At 69.8% G+C, this 17035-nt stretch carries 13 protein-coding genes; 9 read left to right on the top strand and 4 right to left on the bottom strand.

What is annotated here, in order from left to right; genetic code table 11:
* The first annotated feature begins 93 nt into the window (after window positions 1–93).
* The 4 genes from AB0B68_RS06870 (at window position 94) to AB0B68_RS06855 (ending at window position 4118) form a co-directional block, all read left to right on the top strand.
* Window positions 94–474 carry a TcmI family type II polyketide cyclase gene (locus AB0B68_RS06870; RefSeq protein WP_357206113.1) on the top strand — a complete coding sequence of 127 codons (381 nt, stop codon included), beginning with the start codon at window positions 94–96 and terminating at the stop codon, window positions 472–474.
* Between the two features lies 1 nt (window position 475).
* Complete coding sequence (locus tag AB0B68_RS06865) at window positions 476–1825, top strand: NAD(P)/FAD-dependent oxidoreductase (RefSeq protein WP_355007981.1); 1350 nt, start codon at window positions 476–478, stop codon at window positions 1823–1825.
* Window positions 1826–2150: 325 nt separating this feature from the next.
* Window positions 2151–3149 (top strand): hypothetical protein, encoded by a 999-nt coding sequence (locus AB0B68_RS06860; protein WP_357258213.1) that lies wholly within the window; start codon window positions 2151–2153, stop codon window positions 3147–3149.
* 189 nt (window positions 3150–3338) lie between these two features.
* Window positions 3339–4118 (top strand): SDR family oxidoreductase, encoded by a 780-nt coding sequence (locus tag AB0B68_RS06855; protein ID WP_357206119.1) that lies wholly within the window; start codon window positions 3339–3341, stop codon window positions 4116–4118.
* A gap of 95 nt (window positions 4119–4213) precedes the next feature.
* Here the strand turns inward: AB0B68_RS06855 and AB0B68_RS06850 are convergent, their stop codons facing one another.
* Window positions 4214–4930, bottom strand: a complete 717-nt coding sequence (locus AB0B68_RS06850) for an isocitrate lyase/phosphoenolpyruvate mutase family protein (RefSeq protein WP_357258211.1) — start codon at window positions 4928–4930, stop codon at window positions 4214–4216.
* A gap of 122 nt (window positions 4931–5052) precedes the next feature.
* Here AB0B68_RS06850 and AB0B68_RS06845 point away from each other — a divergent pair, with 122 nt between their 5' ends.
* The gene (locus tag AB0B68_RS06845; protein ID WP_357258209.1) at window positions 5053–5643 is read left to right on the top strand and encodes a TetR/AcrR family transcriptional regulator; all 591 of its coding nucleotides are present in this window, start codon (window positions 5053–5055) and stop codon (window positions 5641–5643) included.
* A 9-nt stretch (window positions 5644–5652) separates the two neighbouring features.
* Here AB0B68_RS06845 and AB0B68_RS06840 read toward each other — a convergent pair whose 3' ends face one another.
* A complete protein-coding gene (locus AB0B68_RS06840; protein ID WP_357258207.1) occupies window positions 5653–5955 on the bottom strand; it encodes a GNAT family N-acetyltransferase in 303 nt (100 codons plus the stop codon).
* Between the two features lie 156 nt (window positions 5956–6111).
* Between AB0B68_RS06840 and AB0B68_RS06835 the strand changes: the two genes are divergently transcribed.
* The 3 genes from AB0B68_RS06835 to AB0B68_RS06825 all read left to right on the top strand — a co-directional run bounded on the left by AB0B68_RS06835 (window position 6112) and on the right by AB0B68_RS06825 (window position 10262).
* Window positions 6112–6807, top strand: coding sequence for a DUF1223 domain-containing protein (locus AB0B68_RS06835; protein WP_357206126.1), 696 nt, complete (start codon window positions 6112–6114; stop codon window positions 6805–6807).
* A 40-nt stretch (window positions 6808–6847) separates the two neighbouring features.
* Entirely contained in the window at window positions 6848–7222 is a 375-nt protein-coding gene (locus tag AB0B68_RS06830) for an MmcQ/YjbR family DNA-binding protein (protein WP_357206128.1), read from the top strand.
* A 157-nt stretch (window positions 7223–7379) separates the two neighbouring features.
* The gene (locus AB0B68_RS06825; protein ID WP_357258205.1) at window positions 7380–10262 is read left to right on the top strand and encodes a glycosyl hydrolase; all 2883 of its coding nucleotides are present in this window, start codon (window positions 7380–7382) and stop codon (window positions 10260–10262) included.
* Window positions 10263–10356: 94 nt separating this feature from the next.
* Here the strand turns inward: AB0B68_RS06825 and AB0B68_RS06820 are convergent, their stop codons facing one another.
* Both AB0B68_RS06820 and AB0B68_RS06815 read right to left on the bottom strand, forming a co-directional pair.
* On the bottom strand, window positions 10357–11742 hold the full coding sequence (locus AB0B68_RS06820; protein WP_357258203.1) for an endo-1,4-beta-xylanase: 1386 nt from the start codon (window positions 11740–11742) through the stop codon (window positions 10357–10359).
* A gap of 339 nt (window positions 11743–12081) precedes the next feature.
* Window positions 12082–13857 (bottom strand): family 43 glycosylhydrolase, encoded by a 1776-nt coding sequence (locus tag AB0B68_RS06815; protein ID WP_357258286.1) that lies wholly within the window; start codon window positions 13855–13857, stop codon window positions 12082–12084.
* Between the two features lie 687 nt (window positions 13858–14544).
* Here AB0B68_RS06815 and AB0B68_RS06810 point away from each other — a divergent pair.
* On the top strand, window positions 14545–16878 hold the full coding sequence (locus tag AB0B68_RS06810) for a beta-L-arabinofuranosidase domain-containing protein (protein ID WP_357258201.1): 2334 nt from the start codon (window positions 14545–14547) through the stop codon (window positions 16876–16878).
* Window positions 16879–17035: the final 157 nt, after the last annotated feature.

Below are 17035 nucleotides of genomic sequence, written 5' to 3'. Positions count from 1 at the left end.
GGTGATGTGACAGGCGCTACGGCACGGTGGGCGCACAGAGCACGTGGCACCGGTCCCCGAGGGGTCGGGCAGGCCACCGGCGGAAGGGGTCCCATGAGTCGTCTACTGATCGTCAGCCGGATCATCCCGGGAGCGGAGGGGCGGGTCGCGCAGATCTTCGCCGAGTCCGACGCCACCGAACTGCCCGGTCTGACCGGTGTCACGCACCGATCCCTGTACTGCCTGCACGACCTGTACGTACACCTGCTGGAGACCTCGGACGACGTCGACCCGGACGCGCTCGCGGCGGCCCGCAACCACCCGCTCTTCCGACAGGTCAACGAGCGGCTCTCCGCGCACACGTCGCCGTACCTGCCGACCTGGCGTTCCCCCCGGGACGCGATCGCCGGCTGCTTCTACCGGTGGGACGCGGCCGAGGCACCCGCTCCGCGGCCGGCCGTCACCGAGGCGCCCGCCGCGCACCCGGCCGGCTGAGATGTCCGCCGCGCCGCCGCACGTCCTGATCATCGGCGCGGGCACGGGCGGGCTGTGCCTGGCGCACGGCCTGCGCCGCGCCGGGATCAGCGTCGCCGTCTACGAACGGCACCGCGACCGCGCCGAGGGGCTGCTCGGCTACCGGGTCGGCATCGGCCCCACCGGTAGCCGAGCGCTGAAGGAGTGCCTGCCCCCGGAGCTGTTCGCCACCTTCCTGGCCACCTGCGCCCGGCCGCCGCACTACTTCAACGTCGTCACCCAGGGGCTGCGCCAGACCGCGTCGTTCGCGCTGCGGCCGACCGCCGACCCGGTCCGCACCGAGCACTCGGTGGCCCGGATGGTGCTGCGCCAGGTGCTACTGACCGGCCTGGAGGACGTGGTGCACTTCGACAAGACCTTCACCCGGTACGAGCAGCGCGACGACGGCACTGTCACCGCGCATTTCGCCGACGGCACCAGCGCCACCGGCGACCTGCTGGTGGCGGCCGACGGCACCCATTCCGCCGTACGCCGCCAGTACCTGCCACACGCCGTCACCCGCGACGCCGGGACGATCAACATCGCCACCCGCATCCCGCTGACCCCGCACACCCGCGGTCTCATTCCGGAGCGGGTCCAGCAGGGCATCTCACTGATCTTCGGCGTCGGCGGGATGATGGGCGTGCTGCACGTCATGGAGTTCAAGTGGGACGCCGAACGCGCTATGAAGCCCGGCGTCAGCGAGCCCGACGCCGCCCTGCTCCGAGACTGGCCCGGCCTGGCCCACGACACCACCACCGACAACATCAACCTGATCATCTGGAGTGCGGCCAACCGGTTCCCGACCGACATCATGGAACGCCGCGGTGAGGACCTGGTGCAGGTCGCCCTGGATCTCACGGCGAACTGGCACCCGCACCTGCGGGAACTGCTCGCCCACGCGGACCCGGCCAGCGCCCTACCGATCAAAGTGTCCACATCCGAGCCGGTGCCGCCCTGGAAGAGCAGCACAGTCACCATGCTCGGCGACGCCATCCACACCATGACCCCGGGCCGGGGCGTGGGGGCGAACACCGCGCTGCGCGACGCCCGCCTGCTCTGCGCACAACTCAGCCGCGCCACCGCCGGCGACAAGACGCTGCTCCAGGCGGTCGCCGACTACGAGGCCGTGATGGCGCCGTACGGCTTCGCCCGGGTCGCCGAATCGTTGAACCGCAGCGGCACCAGCGGCGACGACCGGATGTACCGGCCGGTGGTGGGTCGACTCGCGTTGCTCGGCGCGCGCGGCTACTTCGGAGTGACCAGCCGGGTACCACGGCTCCGTCGCCGGTTCGTCGACGAATTCCACACCTACGAGGGCGACCGGGACTGAACCCGGCATCACCCGACCCGGGCTCGGCGTCCTCGCCGGGCCCGGGTCTCATCGCGTCCGGAGCGCTCCATCCGACCGAGCCACACCTGACCCGCTCCGTGCCCGACCCGGGTCTCATCGGGCCGTCTTCTGGTGTGATCGGGCGACGCTGTGTCACCCGGCAGGCACCGGCTGAGGTGGCTGTCCCACCCGCAACGCTGACGGCCGATCCTGCCTGTCGTCGGCAATACGCGTGTGCGAAGCTGCGGCGAGTTTTTCTCGTGACTTTTCCAACGACCTGAGAGGGAGGTTCGCCGTGGCGTGGTCTTTCGGACACTCACTGATAGTGGTACTTGCACTGTTGCTGGGCCTGGCCGCCGGGTGGCTGCTGCGCGGCCGGCGGGGCGTACAGGGCAAATCGATTGTGGATGGTGACCCCGTCGCCGGTCTGGCCGTGATCTCCACGCCCACGCCGGCCGCCACCACCGACGAGGCCCAGCCCGCCGCCGCCGTCGACCCGGCACCCACCGCGGTAGCCGACGAGCCGGTACCGGTCGACACGGTCAGCGCGCCGGCCGCAGTGACCGGACCGGACGGTCCCACCCCGGTGCCCGTGCCGGCGGACGCCCCGAGCACCGTCGACCCGGCGGACATGGCGCTGACCGAGGACCCGCCGCCCGTGCCGGTCACCGAGCAGCCCGACGCCGCCGAGCTGCGGCAGGACTCGGGCGTGGACTCGGCCACCGAGCCGGTCCCGGCCGACGAGCAGCCCGCCCCGGCGGCCGTGGTCGCCCCCCGCCAGCCGGCGGACGACCTCCCGTCCGCCGACACCGCACCGCTCGACACGACGCCGGCCGACGACGTGGAGACCAAGGCCACGGCGGTCGACGCCACGCCGGCAGAGTCGTTGGGGACCCCGGGCCCGTCCGATGCTGAGCCGGTGGACGCTGAGCCCGTGGACGCCGAGCTTGCGGTTGCCTCCACCGAGGCCGACGAGTCGGCGGTGGCCGCGCCTCCGGTCCGCCCGACCCCCGCCGCGACCCCTCCGGTCCGTTCGGCCGCCGACACGACGATCAGCAGCGTCGACGCCGACCCGACGGGCCCTGCCGACGACTTCCGCCGGATCCAGGGGATCGGGCCGAAGATGGCGGCCGCGTTGCAGGACGCTGGCGTGCGCACGTACGACCAGCTCGGCGGGTTGGACGAGCCGGCGCTGCGCGACCTGATCCGGGCCGCCGGCCTGCGCGCCGCACCTGGGCTGGGCAGTTGGCCGCAGCAGGCACGCGTGCTCGCCGGCGCCGGCGACGAGATGGCCGCGGTGCTGCCGAACGGCAACCAGGCCTGACCGACCGCGTTCGAGCCCCCGGCAGCCGTCCACCACGACGGCGCGCCGGGGGCTCGGCCGTCGCTGAATAGGCAATGGGCGCGCCGCGCTCGCTCAGTCCGACGGCGAGGTCGGCGAGGTCGCGCCAAGCCCGCGATGCGTGCTGACGATCAGCCCGCCGAGCACCGTGGCACTCGCTACTGTGAGTTCATGTTCAAAGCTCTTGCCCCGCCGGATCCCACCGAGTTCGCCGGCAAGCGCGCGGTCGTCACGGGAGGTTCTCGCGGGATCGGCGCTGCCATCGTGCAGCGGTTGCTCGACGGCGGCGCGACTGTCGTCACCACGGCGCGTAACGCCTCCGACGAGACGCCGAAGGCCGCGACCTTCATTCAGGGCGACATCGGCACGCTCTCGGGCGTACGGGCATTCACTGCGGCAGCGCTCGACGAACTCGGCGGCGTCGACATCGTGGTCAACAACGCGGCGGCGGCACGCGCCCACATCGGCGGTATCTCATCCATCCCCGATGAGGAGTGGATCGACGCGCTCGACCTCAACTACCTGTCCGCCGTGAGAGTCAACAACGAGCTGCTACCGGCGCTACGCGAGGCCGGGTCGGGCAGCGTGATCGTCAACATCTCGTCGGGAGCGTCCCTCACGCCGGCACCGCCGTTGGCGCACTACGGCGCCGCCAAGGCCGCCCTCAACGCCTACGGCAAAGCGCTCGCCTCCGAGCTCGCGCCTGCCGGAATCCGCGTCACCACGATCATTCCCGGCAACGTGCTCACCCCCGGCGCAGACGCGATCCGCCAGAACTTCGCCGACGCGATGGAGGTCACGCTTGCCGCCACCACAGCGGGCATCCCTCTGGGTCGTCCCGGAGACCCGCGCGACATCGCCGAGGCAGTCGCGTACCTCGTATCGGACCGGGCCCAGTGGGTCACCGGAGTAAGCCTGACAGTCGACGGTGGTGAACTCCCCGTCATCTAGTGCCCCGTTCGGTCAGCCGTGTGAAACGGTCACCGTCGATGGTGCGGCGCAAGCCGGAAGGCGCTGCGCCCGATCCTCCGGGTCGACGGGCAGGCTCAGGCGCGAAGCTCGGCCGCGAGGTCGCCGATCGACGCCATCGCGTACCGCTGCATTCCTGGCCCGAAGGTGATGCGTGTGGCGCCCTGCCGGCCCAGTTCGGCAACGGACTCCCGGGTGGGTCCGGCGGCCATGTTGATCGGCCCGGAGATGCCATCCCGCAGCCGCGGGAGCACCTGTGGCGGCGCCAGGATCGGGTAGACGCAGTCGGCGCCGGCAGCCACGTAGAGGCGGGCACGTTCCACCGCGTCGGCCGGGTCACCCGTTCCGAACAGGAACGTGTCGACGCGGGCGTTGACGAAGAGAGCGTCGCCCGCCTCCGCGCGCACCTCGGCCAGCCAGTCAGCGTGCCGCCGGGGGTCCTTGAGGGTGGCGTCCCCCTCCGAGTCCTCCAGGTTGCAGCCGACGGCGCCAGCCTCCAACAGCCGACCGACCAGCTCGCGGGGGGCGAGGCCGTAACCGCCCTCGACGTCGGCGGACACCGGAACGGACACGGCGCGGACGATGCGCGCGACAGCCGCGAACATCTCGTCCGGCGGTGTCGCGCCGTCCTCGTACCCGAGCGAGGCCGCCACACCCGCGCTCGGGGTCGCGAGCGCCGGGTAACCGGCGTCGGCCAGGACCCGGGCGCTGGCCGCGTCCCAGGGGCCCGGCAGGACGAGCGGGTCACCGATGGCACGGTCGTGGTGCAGGGCGCGGAAGGTGGAGGCTGTCATCGTTGTGGTCTCCCGCCGATGGTGACGATCCGGCCGTTGTCGGGCGGCATCTTCGCCGCAGTGCGCATCGGACCACCCTACGTTTGGTGGACCATACGGTCAACAATCGTTACGCTGGTCAGATGGCGAGGCCACGGCAGTTCGACGAGGAGCAGGTGATCCGCGCCGTCCGGGACCAGTTCTGGGACGCCGGCTACGCGGCGACCTCCCTGGAGGACCTGGTACGCGTCAGCGGGCTGGGCAAGGGCAGCCTCTACGGCGCCTTCGGCGACAAACACCGGCTGTTCCTGCGGGCGCTGCGGGAATACACCGACACCAGCGGCGGCTACCTGCGCGAGATGCTCGCCGCCGCCCCCCGCGCCCTGGACGCGCTGCGCGCGTTCGTCATGGCACCGGTGAACGACACCGGTGGTGCTGCCGCCCGGCGCGGCTGCCTCATGGCCAACAGCACGTACGAACTCGCCACCAGCGATCCCGACGTCCTCGCCGAGGCGCGGCGTACCTACGAGGCGACGACCGCCCTGGTCGCCGAGAGCGTCGGGCGGGCGCAGGACGAGGGCGACCTGCCGAGCGACGTCGACCCGGTCGAGACGGCGCGCGCGCTGCTCGCCGCGCAGCAGGGCCTGGTGTTCATGGGGCGGACGGGGCTGGACATCGACACCCTGACCGCCACGGCCCGCAACCTCGCCGCCAAGCTCCTACCGGACGCCTGACACCAGCGGTTATTTGATCTTGCGGGTGGAGCGCACCACGATGCTCTCGTACTCGGGGTGCTTGACCACCCAGTCGGCGATGAACGGGCAGATCGGCACGACGGTCCGGCCCTTGCCCCGCGCGTCGTCCAGCACGGCCCGCGCCAGCGTCGACCCGACGCCCTTGCCCTCATACGGCGGATCGACCTCGGTGTGGGTGTAGGCGATGATCGAGCCGGTCAGCTGGTAGGTGACGAACCCGACGACCGTGCCCGCCTCGTCGCGCGCCTCGAAACGCTCCCGCGCCGGCGCGTCTGTCACGGTGAACTGCACCCGACCATCCAACCACCCGGCCCGACGGCGCTCGTCGCGAGGCCGGCAGGGACGCGGCCCCACGCGCATTGTCTCGGCCGGAACGGGAAACGCAAGGCCGCCGGGCACCGGGGTACGCGACGCCGTCGGGCAGACCGTGGGAGGGGACACGCCACCATGACGAATCCATCGACGGACGGCGGCTTCGCCGTCGTCGAGATGTTCACGTCCCAGGGCTGCAACAGTTGCCCGCCCGCGGAGGAGTTGCTGAGCGAGATCGAGCGCGACGCCCGGGACCGGGGCCAGAACGTCTTCGCCCTCGGGTTCCACGTCGACTACTGGGACGACCTGGGCTGGCCCGACCAGTTCGCGGACGCCGCGTACACCGCGCGTCAGGAGGCGTACGCGCGCGCGTTCGGCACCCGGGGTCTCTACACCCCGCAGATGGTCGTCAACGGCACCGTCGAGTTCGTCGGTTCCGATCGCCGGCGGGCAGCCGCCGCGATCATGTCCGCCATGGCCTCGACCGCCGCCACACCACTGGCGCTCTCCATCGCCAACCTGGGCAATGACCGGGTGATGGTGGACTACCGCACCGAACAGCCGCCGGAGCGCGCGGTGGTGCACCTGGCGGTCGTGGAACGAGAGCTGACCAGCGCCATCGCCCGGGGGGAGAACGCCGGGCGGACGCTGCGGCAGGACAACGTCGTACGCGCCTTCAGGTCGGTGGGCCTGGACGCCGAGCGAGGGCAGCTGGAGCTGGCGACGCCACCTGGTCTCGATCCGCGACGCGCCAGCGTGGTCGGCTACGTCCAGGAGAACGGCGAACGGGCGATCGTCGGCGCCACGGCCATCGAGCTGTCCACCGCGTAATCTCAGCCCATGCGGATGGCGCGCGGTGTGAGGGGATCCGGTGGCTGACGCGGACGACGTACGCCGGGTGGCGCTGGCCCTGCCGCACACGGTGGAGATCGCCAGTGACGGCTTCGACTTCCGGGTGGCCGACAAGGGCTTCGTCTGGTCCTATCCGGAGCGGACACCGGGCAAGCCCCGGGTGATCCGGCTCGACATCGCGGTGCTGTTCGTCGGCGACGAGGCCGAGAAGCAGGCTCTCCTGCTCGGGGAGCCCGAGATCTTCTTCACCACGCCCGGCTACGAGGGCCTGCCCCTGGTGCTGCTGCGCCTGGCGGCGGTCGACCTGGACCGGTTGACCGAGCTGGTGACCGACGCGTGGCGGATGCGCGTACCGGAGTCGCTGTTGAGCGACAGTGCGGGCGCCGGCAAATAGCGATATCAGCACGCAACGCGTTGGACACATTGACGGGGATCTCGGTGCTCCATTACCGTGGCCGAGAGAGCGCTCTCTCACCCGACCTTCCCCCCAATTCAGACGCAAAGCGCTGGACCCGGCAAGGGCCGCACCCGGCGCGCGCGATGGAGGCACGATGAAACCTCCCGTCCCCCACCGCCGATGGGCCCTGGCCGCCGCCACCGCGCTGGCCCTGGTCGTCGGCGGCCTCACCATCCCCGTCACCCGCGCAGCCGAGGCCGCACCCGTCGGCGCCGGCAGCTACACCACCACCCCGGTCGGCCCGCTGCCCAGCGGCTGCGGCGCGATGACCAGCAACCCCCGGCAGTTCGCCACCGCCAACGCGCCCGCCGGGCCGATCCCCACCAACGACTGGTGGTCCTCGCTGCTGTGGAAGCGCACCGACTGCTCGTTCAGTGAGCCGCTGCACGCCCACCCGATCTCCTACGACACCTTCGGCGACGGCCTCGGTTTCTCCGCCAACTCCACGCCCGCCATCAGCGGCACCGCCACCGGCGTCGGTGAGTTCCACTACCCGTACGTGCAGGACATCCGGGTCGGTGTGGCCGGGCTCGCCGCACCCCTGGTAAAGGTCGACGGCTGGACGGACTGGACGGTCAGCCCGCACTGGAGCGACGGCACGCGCACCATGCGCGCGACCATCGGCCACGGTCTGCCCTTCGCGTACTTCCAGACCACCGGCGGGAACGCGCAGATCAGCACCGCCGGCACCCCCGACGTCTGGTCCAACAGTGGTGCCACCATCGGCTTCCGGGTCAACGGCCACGACTACGTCGGGTTCGCGCCCAGCGGCGCCACCTGGACCGTGGCGTCCGGCCGGATCTCGTCCACCCTGGCCGGCCGCGGCTACTTCTCCGTCGCCCTGCTGCCGCCGACGTCCAGCGCGACGGAGCGCGCCGCGCTGGCCGCGACCTACGGTCAGTACGCGCACGCCCACGTGACCGGCACCCAGGTCTCGTACGCCTACAACCCCGCAACCAGCGGCCTGACCACCACGTACGCGTTCACCACCACCGCCCGGGAGGGCACCGCCACGCAGACGGTGGTCAGCCTCTACCCGCACCAGTGGAAGTCGCTGAGCGGTTCCACAGCGATCACGCCGACCTATCCGTCGGCGCGTGGCCGGATGAAGGTGCTCACCGGCGTCAACCAGTTCCGCACCGCGATGAAGTTCCAGGGCATCCTGCCGGAGTTGCCGGCCGTCGGCGACGGCAGCGGTGGCGACCTGTCGACGCTCACCGGCCACCTGGCCGCCACCCGCGCCAACCCGATGGACCAACGCGGCAACGACACCTACTGGACCGGCAAGGGGCTCGGCCGTGCCGCGCGGATCGCCGAGATCGCCGACCAGGTCAACGACACCACGACGCGCGACAGCGCGCTGAACGCGATCCGCAGCACGCTCACCGACTGGTTCACCGCGTCCAGCGGCAAGACCAGCCGGGTCTTCTACTACGACAACAACTGGGGCACGCTGATCGGCTACCCGGCGTCGTACGGGTCCGACCAGGAGCTCAACGACCACCACTTCCACTACGGCTACTACATCGCCGCCGCCGCGACCCTGGCGAAGTTCGACCCGGCCTGGGCGGCCACCAGCCGCTACGGCGGGATGGTCGACCTGCTGATCCGCGACGCCAACAACTACCGTCGCGACGACACCCGCTTCCCGTACCTGCGGGACTTCGACATCTACGCCGGGCACGACTGGGCGTCCGGGCACGGCTCGTTCGGTTCCGGCAACAACCAGGAGTCCTCGTCCGAGGGGATGAACTTCGCGAGCGCCCTGATCCAGTGGGGGCAGACGACCGGCGACACCGCCGTCCGCGACGCGGGTGTCTTCCTCTACACCACGCAGGCCGCGGCGATCCAGGAGTACTGGTTCGACGTCAGCGACCAGAACTTCCCCGCCGCCTTCGGGCACTCGACGGTCGGCATGGTCTGGGGTGACGGCGGCGCGTACGCCACCTGGTTCAGCGCCGAGCCGGAGATGATCCAGGGCATCAACCTGCTGCCGGTCACCGGCGGTCACCTCTACCTCGGTAACAACCCGGCGTACGTGCGGACCAACTACGCCGAACTCGTCCGCAACAACGGCGGACAACCGACGGTGTGGCAGGACATCCTCTGGCAGTTCCAGGCCCTCGGGGACGCCGACGCCGCGCTGGCGAACCTGCGCGCGAACCCCGGCTACACGCCGGAAGAGGGAGAGAGCCGGGCGCACACGTTCCACTGGATCCGTAACCTCGCCGCCCTCGGCAATGTCGACACGACGGTGACCGGCAACCATCCGCTGTCCGCGGTCTTCTCCCGCAACGGGGCCCGGACCTACGTGGCGTCGAACCCGACGGCGACGCCGATCACCGTGACGTTCTCCAACGGCACCACGCTCGCCGTGGGTGCCGGCAAGACGGCCACCACCGGGGCGTACACCTGGAGTGGTGGCAACGCGGCCGGCGGCGTTCCCCCGACGACGCCGACGGATCCCCCGCCGACGACCACCCCGCCGACGACCACTCCGCCGCCGTCCACCGGCGGGCCGACCCGCTACCTGCTGCCGGGAGGTGGGTTGGGCGGCGCCGGCAGCGCGGCCACGACGACGGTCGCGGCGGCGAACGGCAACCACGACGGTACGCCGACCAACGCCCAGGTCTTCACGGCGACCGGCCTCAACCTCGCCTACGCCGGCGGGCAGACGGCGTTCGACCTGTTCGTCGACGCCGGGACAGCGGTCGGCAACGGCGTGCAGGTGCGGATCTCGTACGACCTCACCGGCAACGGTAGTTGGGAACGGGTGGAGACGCTGCGCTACTTCGCCACCGACCCGGTCACCGGCTACGAGCACTACACCCAGAACGCCGGCCTGTCCTCGGCCACCGGCACGTTGGGCGCGCTGAGCAACGGCACGGTCCGGGTGGAGGTCTGGTCGGCGATCGGCAACAACCCGACCACGCTGGGCATCGGCAACCAGTCGGTGCTGCGGCTTCCGTACTCCTGATCGGCTAGATCGAACGCCACACGACGTCGGCCGGTGTGCGGGACCAGGATCGGTCCCGCACACCGGCCGACGCTGTGCGGTCAGTCAGTCGTTGTCAGGAGGCGGTGCAGGTGGGCGTGATGCCGGCCCCACTGCCCGTGCCCTGGAAACCGAACTCGGTGACCTGACCCGCACCGAGACGGCCGTTGTAGTCCACGTTGGCGAACCGCACCGTGCCGGTCGAGCCACTGGCCGTCGCGCTCCAGGTGTTCGTGACACTGGCACCACTCGCGAGGGTGACGCTGACGTTCCACCCGTTCGTGCCGGCGGAGCCGGCGGTCACCGTCACGGTGGCCACGAACCCACCGTTCCACGAGTTCAGCGACACCGACGCCGAGCATCCGCCGGTGTTCGGCGGCGGGGTCGTGGGCGGCGGGGTGGTGGGCGGCGGGTCGGTGGGCGGGGGCGTGGTCGGCGGCGGGGTCGTAGGGGTACCCGTACCGGCGTTGAGGGCGTTCAGAACGTTGGTGTACGCGGCCTTCTTGTTGCCGTTGCAGTCGAACAGCAGCGCGTTGTCCGAGCCACGCCACGAGTCGCAGTCCCGCACACCCCACACCGTGATGCCGGTGCAGCGCGAGACGTTCATGCAGGCGCGGGTGACGGCGCCGAAGATGTTGGCCTGGTTGCCGCCGGTCATCACGTCCAGCTCGGTGATCTGGACGTCCACGCCGAGGTCGGCGAACCGCTGGAGGTTGGCCTGGTAGTCACCGGCCAGCGAGGTGCCCAGGTGCGACTGGAAACCCACGCAGTCGATCGGCACGCCACGGGACTTGAAGTCCCGCACCATGTTGTAGATCCCGGTCGACTTCGCGTTGACCCCGTCGGTGTTGTAGTCGTTGTAACACAACTTCGCACCCGGATCCGCCGCCCGCGCCGCCCGGAACGCCGCCTCGATCCAGTCGTTGCCGGTGCGCTGCAGGTTCGAGTCACGCCGCCCGCCGCTGCCGCCGTCGGCGAACGCCTCGTTCACCACGTCCCAGGCGTAGATCTTCCCGCGGAAGTGCGTCGCCACCTGCGTGACGTGGTTGATCATCGCGCTGCGCAACGCGCTGCCCGACATACCCTGGGCCCAACCCGGCTCCTGCTGGTGCCACAAGAGCGCGTGACCGCGCACGCTCATGCCGTTGGCCTGCGCGTGACTGACCAGACGATCACCACCGGTGTAGCTGAACCGACCCTGCTGCGGCTCGGTGGCGTCCCACTTCATCTCGTTCTCGGCCACGACACTGTTGAACTCACGGTTCAGGACGGTCGTGTAGACGCTGGTGGAGAGCTTGTTCGTCGCGACGGCCGCGCCGAAGTAACGGCCCTTCTCGGCCGCCGAGGCCCGGAGGGTCGTGCCGGCGCTGGCCGTGGAGGTCAGCGTCATCGTCATGCCTGCGGCGAGGGCACCGGTAACGGCGATGGTCACCGCCGCTCGCAGGGCTCTTCTGTGATTCATGCGGATTCCTTCTCTGTGGTGGTGCAGCGATGGAGACGCACGCCGGGAGCCGCTCCTGCGACATGGGGGATGTCAGCAACGATCGCCGTCGCGGCAGCGGTGCGGGGAGTCCTGACCCGACGTCCGGCATGCCCTGGGCGGACGTCACGGGTCGAGGTGCCACAGCAGGTTCGCCCGGTGAACCACAGGTGCGGCTGCCCTCAACCATCGACTGTGAGCGATAACATGCCGTTCGTCAAGTCGTAACCAACAGCGCCGGGAAACCTGTCGCTCCGTCACGGTGGTGGGCCTGTCGCCGTGCTGCCGGAGCCGTGCCGAGCACGGCCCCGGCAGCGACAGTCACTGGAACGAGGCGTCGTCGACCAGGAGGCTGTCGGTGCCCTCGGCTGTCTCGACGTAGAAGGTGGCGCTGGTCAGCGTGCCGCTCCACGACACTGTCGTGGTGCCGGTGAGCAGGGTCCAGCCGTTGACGTTCACTCCCACCGCCGGCGTCAGCTGGAGGTAGTTCGTCGTGCCGTTCGCGGTCAGCGACAGTGTCGCCTTCGCCGACGGGGTGCCGCCCTGTGCGCGTACCCAGACGTTCGTGGTGTAGCTCCTGCCGTTGGTGAGCGTGGCGGTCACGTCCTGGCCGGGGCCGTTCCAGGCACCGGTCCGGCCGGTGATCGACAGCGACCCGCCGCCACCGTGCGCCACGCTCGTGTTGCGGGAGAGCGTGCCGCTGCCGTGCACTCCCCAGCCCGTCGTGCCGTTCTCCACGTCGCCGTTGGTGAGCAGGTTGGTGACGGTGCCGCCGGTGCCGCCGAACTGCCACCAGTTGACGTTGAACAGGTTGCCGCTGCCGCCGGCGAAGCGCAGGTAGAGATCATGGGTGCCGGTCGCTCCGCTGATCGCGCAGGTGGTGGTGCTCCAGGTCTGCCAGCCGCCGGTGCCACCCACGGTGCAGGTGCCCACTGTCGGGCCGTTGGCGCTGTCGAGGCGTACCTCGATCCGCCCGCCGCTGGTGGCCGACGCGACCCGGGCGCTGAACGAGGTCGCACCCGCGCCGAACGCGACACCCTTGACCTTGATGTGGTCGCCGTTCTCGATCCAGCCGACGTTCATCCCGCCCTCGCTGGACACCTCGGTCTCGATCCCCGAGCCCCAGGCGATCGTCTCGGCCTCCTGCCGCACGTACGGGTTCAGGGTGCCCACCTGCGGCGCCCCCGTGGTGGTCATGTTGATCGTCGGGAACATGCCGCTGCTGGTGTAGGTGAACTTCTCCACCGCCACTGAACGGGTGTAACCGCTACCACCGGGCAACGCCCCGTTGTGATAGAAGAAATACGAACCGCCCTGGAAGTCGATCACACCCGCGTGATTGGTGAAACTGGCTCCCTGCCGCGGCATGATCGTTCCCCGATATGTCCACGGCCCCGTCGGTCCCGTCGCCGTGGAGTACGCGATGAATTCGGAGCAGCATTCCGCCGCGAACACGTTGTAGTACAAGCCGTTGCGTTTGAACACCCACGGCCCCTCCTCGTACAGCGTCGGCCGACTCGCATTACCGTTACGGGTGCCGAACCCCGCGGTCGTGAGTGGAATGCGTGTCGCGCTGCCGGAGAACGAAATCATGTCCGGGTTCAACTTCACGTACCACAGACCGGGGTTACCCCAGTACAGATACGCCTGTCCGTCATCGTCGATGAACGCGTGCGGGTCGATCTCGTTGTTGCCGACCAGTGGTCGACCGAGCGCGTCGCGGAACGGCCCGGTGGGGCTGTCGGCCACGCCGACGCCGATGACCATCTGCCCGTTGGAGCGCTGGCGCACCGGCACGTACCAGTAGAACTTTCCGTTACGCGGAACGACCTGCCCGGCCCACGCGTTGGCGTCCGCCCACGCGAACGTCGCCAGATTCATCGGCGAGCCGTGATCGGTCCAGTTCACCATGTCGGCGGACGAGTACACCCGCCATTCGCGCATGGTGAAGTAGGTGGATCCGTCCTCGTCGTGTCCGGTGTAGAGGTAGACCCGACCGTTGTGCACCATCGGCGCGGGGTCGGCGGTGTAGATGTTCTGGACGATGGGGTTGTCGGCCCTGGCCGTACCCGGGATCAGTGCGAGGAGGCAGGCCATGCTGGCCAGCCAGGCGACGGTTCGCCTGGTCCGGCGAGCGGCCCGGTTTGCGGTTGGATCCTTAACGTTCACGATTACTCCCACAGAGAGTGCGCGGTGCTTGACGGGGGGAGCCACCGCTGCGGCGGCCGCTCGAACGGGCTTGTGGTTCGCGCGCTGGGCAGCACGACCGGCGGCCGTGTTAGCGCTAACAGCTATTCGCCAATGCCTCCTTCCCCTATCTGGCCTGGATTTTTGTGTGGCGCGGGATGACCGTCGTAACCCCATCGCAGCATTGAGGCATCAACGTTGACATCGAAGATTTACGATGCACGGTACTGAGCCACCGGACGGGCGTCAACGGAGGGGCAGCCACCGGCAACGGTCACTCACGGCAACGCTCCGATGATCGCGAGCCCGGTAGATGTCCGTTTCGGACCACAACCGCCGCCGGGACCGGGCGACCCCGGGCCAGGTCGTCGCGGAAATGGGTCGACCAGACACTCCGGGGGTTGCGGGCATGTTAACGACGAACTATGTTAGCGATCACATCGATGTGCCGCGATAAGCGCAGGGGTGGGCACCCGGCGTCCACGGCGACCCACGTCCCACCCACCACACCGCTCCCGGCGTCGGCCCCCTTGTGCCGCCGACGACCCACCGCCATCGATGGCGGCCCCGACGTACCCGGCCACCTGGAGGTTCCCCATGCCATCCCTGCCCCTCAGCCGCCGCCACCTGCTTCAGGCCGCCGGAGCCACCGTGGTGGTCTCCGCGACCGGCGTCGCCGTCTCCCCCGCAAGCGCGTCCGCCGCCATCGTGCCCCCGGCCCGGTCCGACATCGGCGTCTCGGCGTACGGATTCGACCCGGGCCAGGTACGACTCACCGCCGGCCGTTGGATGGACAACCAGACCCGGACGCTGAACTACCTGCGGTTCGTCGACGTTGACCGGATGCTCTACAACTTCCGCGCCAACCACCGGCTGTCCACGAACGGCGCCGCCACCAACGGGGGCTGGGACGCGCCGAACTTCCCGTTCCGGACCCACATGCAGGGTCACTTCCTGAGCGCCTGGGCGTACGCGTACGCGGTGCTCGGCGACACCACCTGCCGGGACAAGGCGAACTACATGGTCGCCGAACTGGCCAAGTGCCAGGCGAACAACGGTGCCGCCGGGTTCGGCGCGGGTTACCTCTCCGGCTTCCCCGAGTCCGACTTCACCGCGCTGGAGGCACGGACGCTGTCCAACGGCAACGTGCCCTACTACTGCATCCACAAAACCCTCGCCGGTCTCCTCGACGTCTGGCGTTACATCGGCAACACGCAGGCCCGTACGGTGCTGCTGTCCCTCGCCGGCTGGGTCGACACCCGGACGGCCCGGCTGAGCTCCAGCCAGATGCAATCGATGCTGGGTACCGAGTTCGGTGGCATGAACGACGTGCTCGCCGACATCTACCAGCAGACCGGCGACTCCCGGTGGCTCACCACCGCCCAGCGGTTCGACCACGCCGCCGTGTTCAACCCCCTGGCCGCCAACCAGGACCAGCTCAACGGGCTGCACGCCAACACGCAGGTGCCCAAGTGGATCGGCGCCGCCCGGGAGTACAAGGCCACCGGGACCACCCGTTACCGGGACATCGCCAGCAACGCGTGGCGCATCACCGTGGGCGCGCACACCTACGCCATCGGCGGCAACAGCCAGGCGGAGCACTTCCGGGCACCGAACGCGATCGCCGGCTACCTCAGCAACGACACCTGCGAGCAGTGCAACACGCACAACATGCTCAAACTGACCCGGGAGCTGTGGCTGCTCGACCCGAGCCGGGCGGACTACTTCGACTTCTACGAGCGCGCGCTGATCAACCACCTGATCGGCGGGCAGAACCCGGCCGACAGCCACGGCCACATCACCTACTTCACCCCGCTGCGGCCGGGCGGTCGTCGGGGCGTGGGCCCGGCGTGGGGTGGCGGCACCTGGAGCACCGACTACAACTCGTTCTGGTGCTGCCAGGGCACCGGTCTGGAAATCAACACGAGGTTGATGGACTCCATCTACTTCTACAACGGGACCACGCTGAGTGTGAACCTGTTCGCGCCGTCGGTGCTGGACTGGACGCAACGCGGCATCACTGTCACCCAGAGCACCAACTTCCCGGTCAGTGACACCAGCACCCTCACCCTGAGCGGCTCGATGAGCGGCTCGTGGAGCATCCGGGTGCGGATCCCGTCCTGGACCAGCGGCGCGACGATCGCCGTCAACGGCACCGTGGAGAACGTGGCCACAACCCCGGGCAGCTACGCCACCGTCACGCGCACCTGGGCCGCCGGCGACACCATCACCGTTCGGCTGCCGATGCAGGTCGCCGTCCGGGCCTCCAACGACAACGCCACCATCGGCGCGATCACGTACGGCCCGGCGGTGCTGGCCGGCAACTACGGCAACACGGCGCTGAGCGCCCCGCCGACCATCACCGTCTCCTCAATCACCCGGACCAGCACCAGCTCACTCGCGTTCTCCGCGAGCGCCAACGGGTCCACAGTGAACCTCGGCCCCTTCCACGACGCCCACGGCTTCAACTACACGGTCTACTGGAACACCAGCGGAAGCGGCGGCACCGGCGGCAGCTACCGACTTGTCAACGTCGGCACCGGGCTGGTCCTCGGTATCCAGAACATGTCCACCGCCGACGGTGGTCTGGCCGTGCAGTGGAGCGACAGCGGCACCGCGGACCACAACTGGGTGGTCATCACCGACGGCAACGCCGTCCGGTTCCGCAACGTCAACAGCGGCAAGGTCCTGGGCGTGGAGAACATGTCCACCACCGACAACGCCCGGGTTCTCCAGTGGGCCGACAACGGCACCGCCGATCACCGGTGGATCCTGGTGGACAACGGCGACGGCACCTACAAGATCCGCAACGTCAACAGCAACAAGCTGCTCGGAATCCTGAACGGGTCGACCGCCTGGGGAGCGCAGGCAGTGCAGGATCCGGACAATGGCAGCGCGGACAACCGGTGGAGGCTGGTTCGCAACGCCTGACCTCCGCCCCCGCTCGACGGGCTCACCGGCGCGGTCACCCGAAGGCCGCGCCGGTGACGCCGGGCGGGCGCCCGCCAGCGGTCGTACAGTGGGGAGGGTCCTGGCCCCAGTGAACGTGGCGGACGTGTCGGCTCGTGCCGCTTCCGCCCGGAAGGAG

It is taken from the genome of Micromonospora sp. NPDC049049 (assembly GCF_040649115.1).
Lineage (GTDB): Bacteria > Actinomycetota > Actinomycetes > Mycobacteriales > Micromonosporaceae > Micromonospora.
The sequence above is the reverse complement of the archived record's forward strand: the minus strand, read 5'-3'. Positions and strand labels throughout refer to the sequence as shown.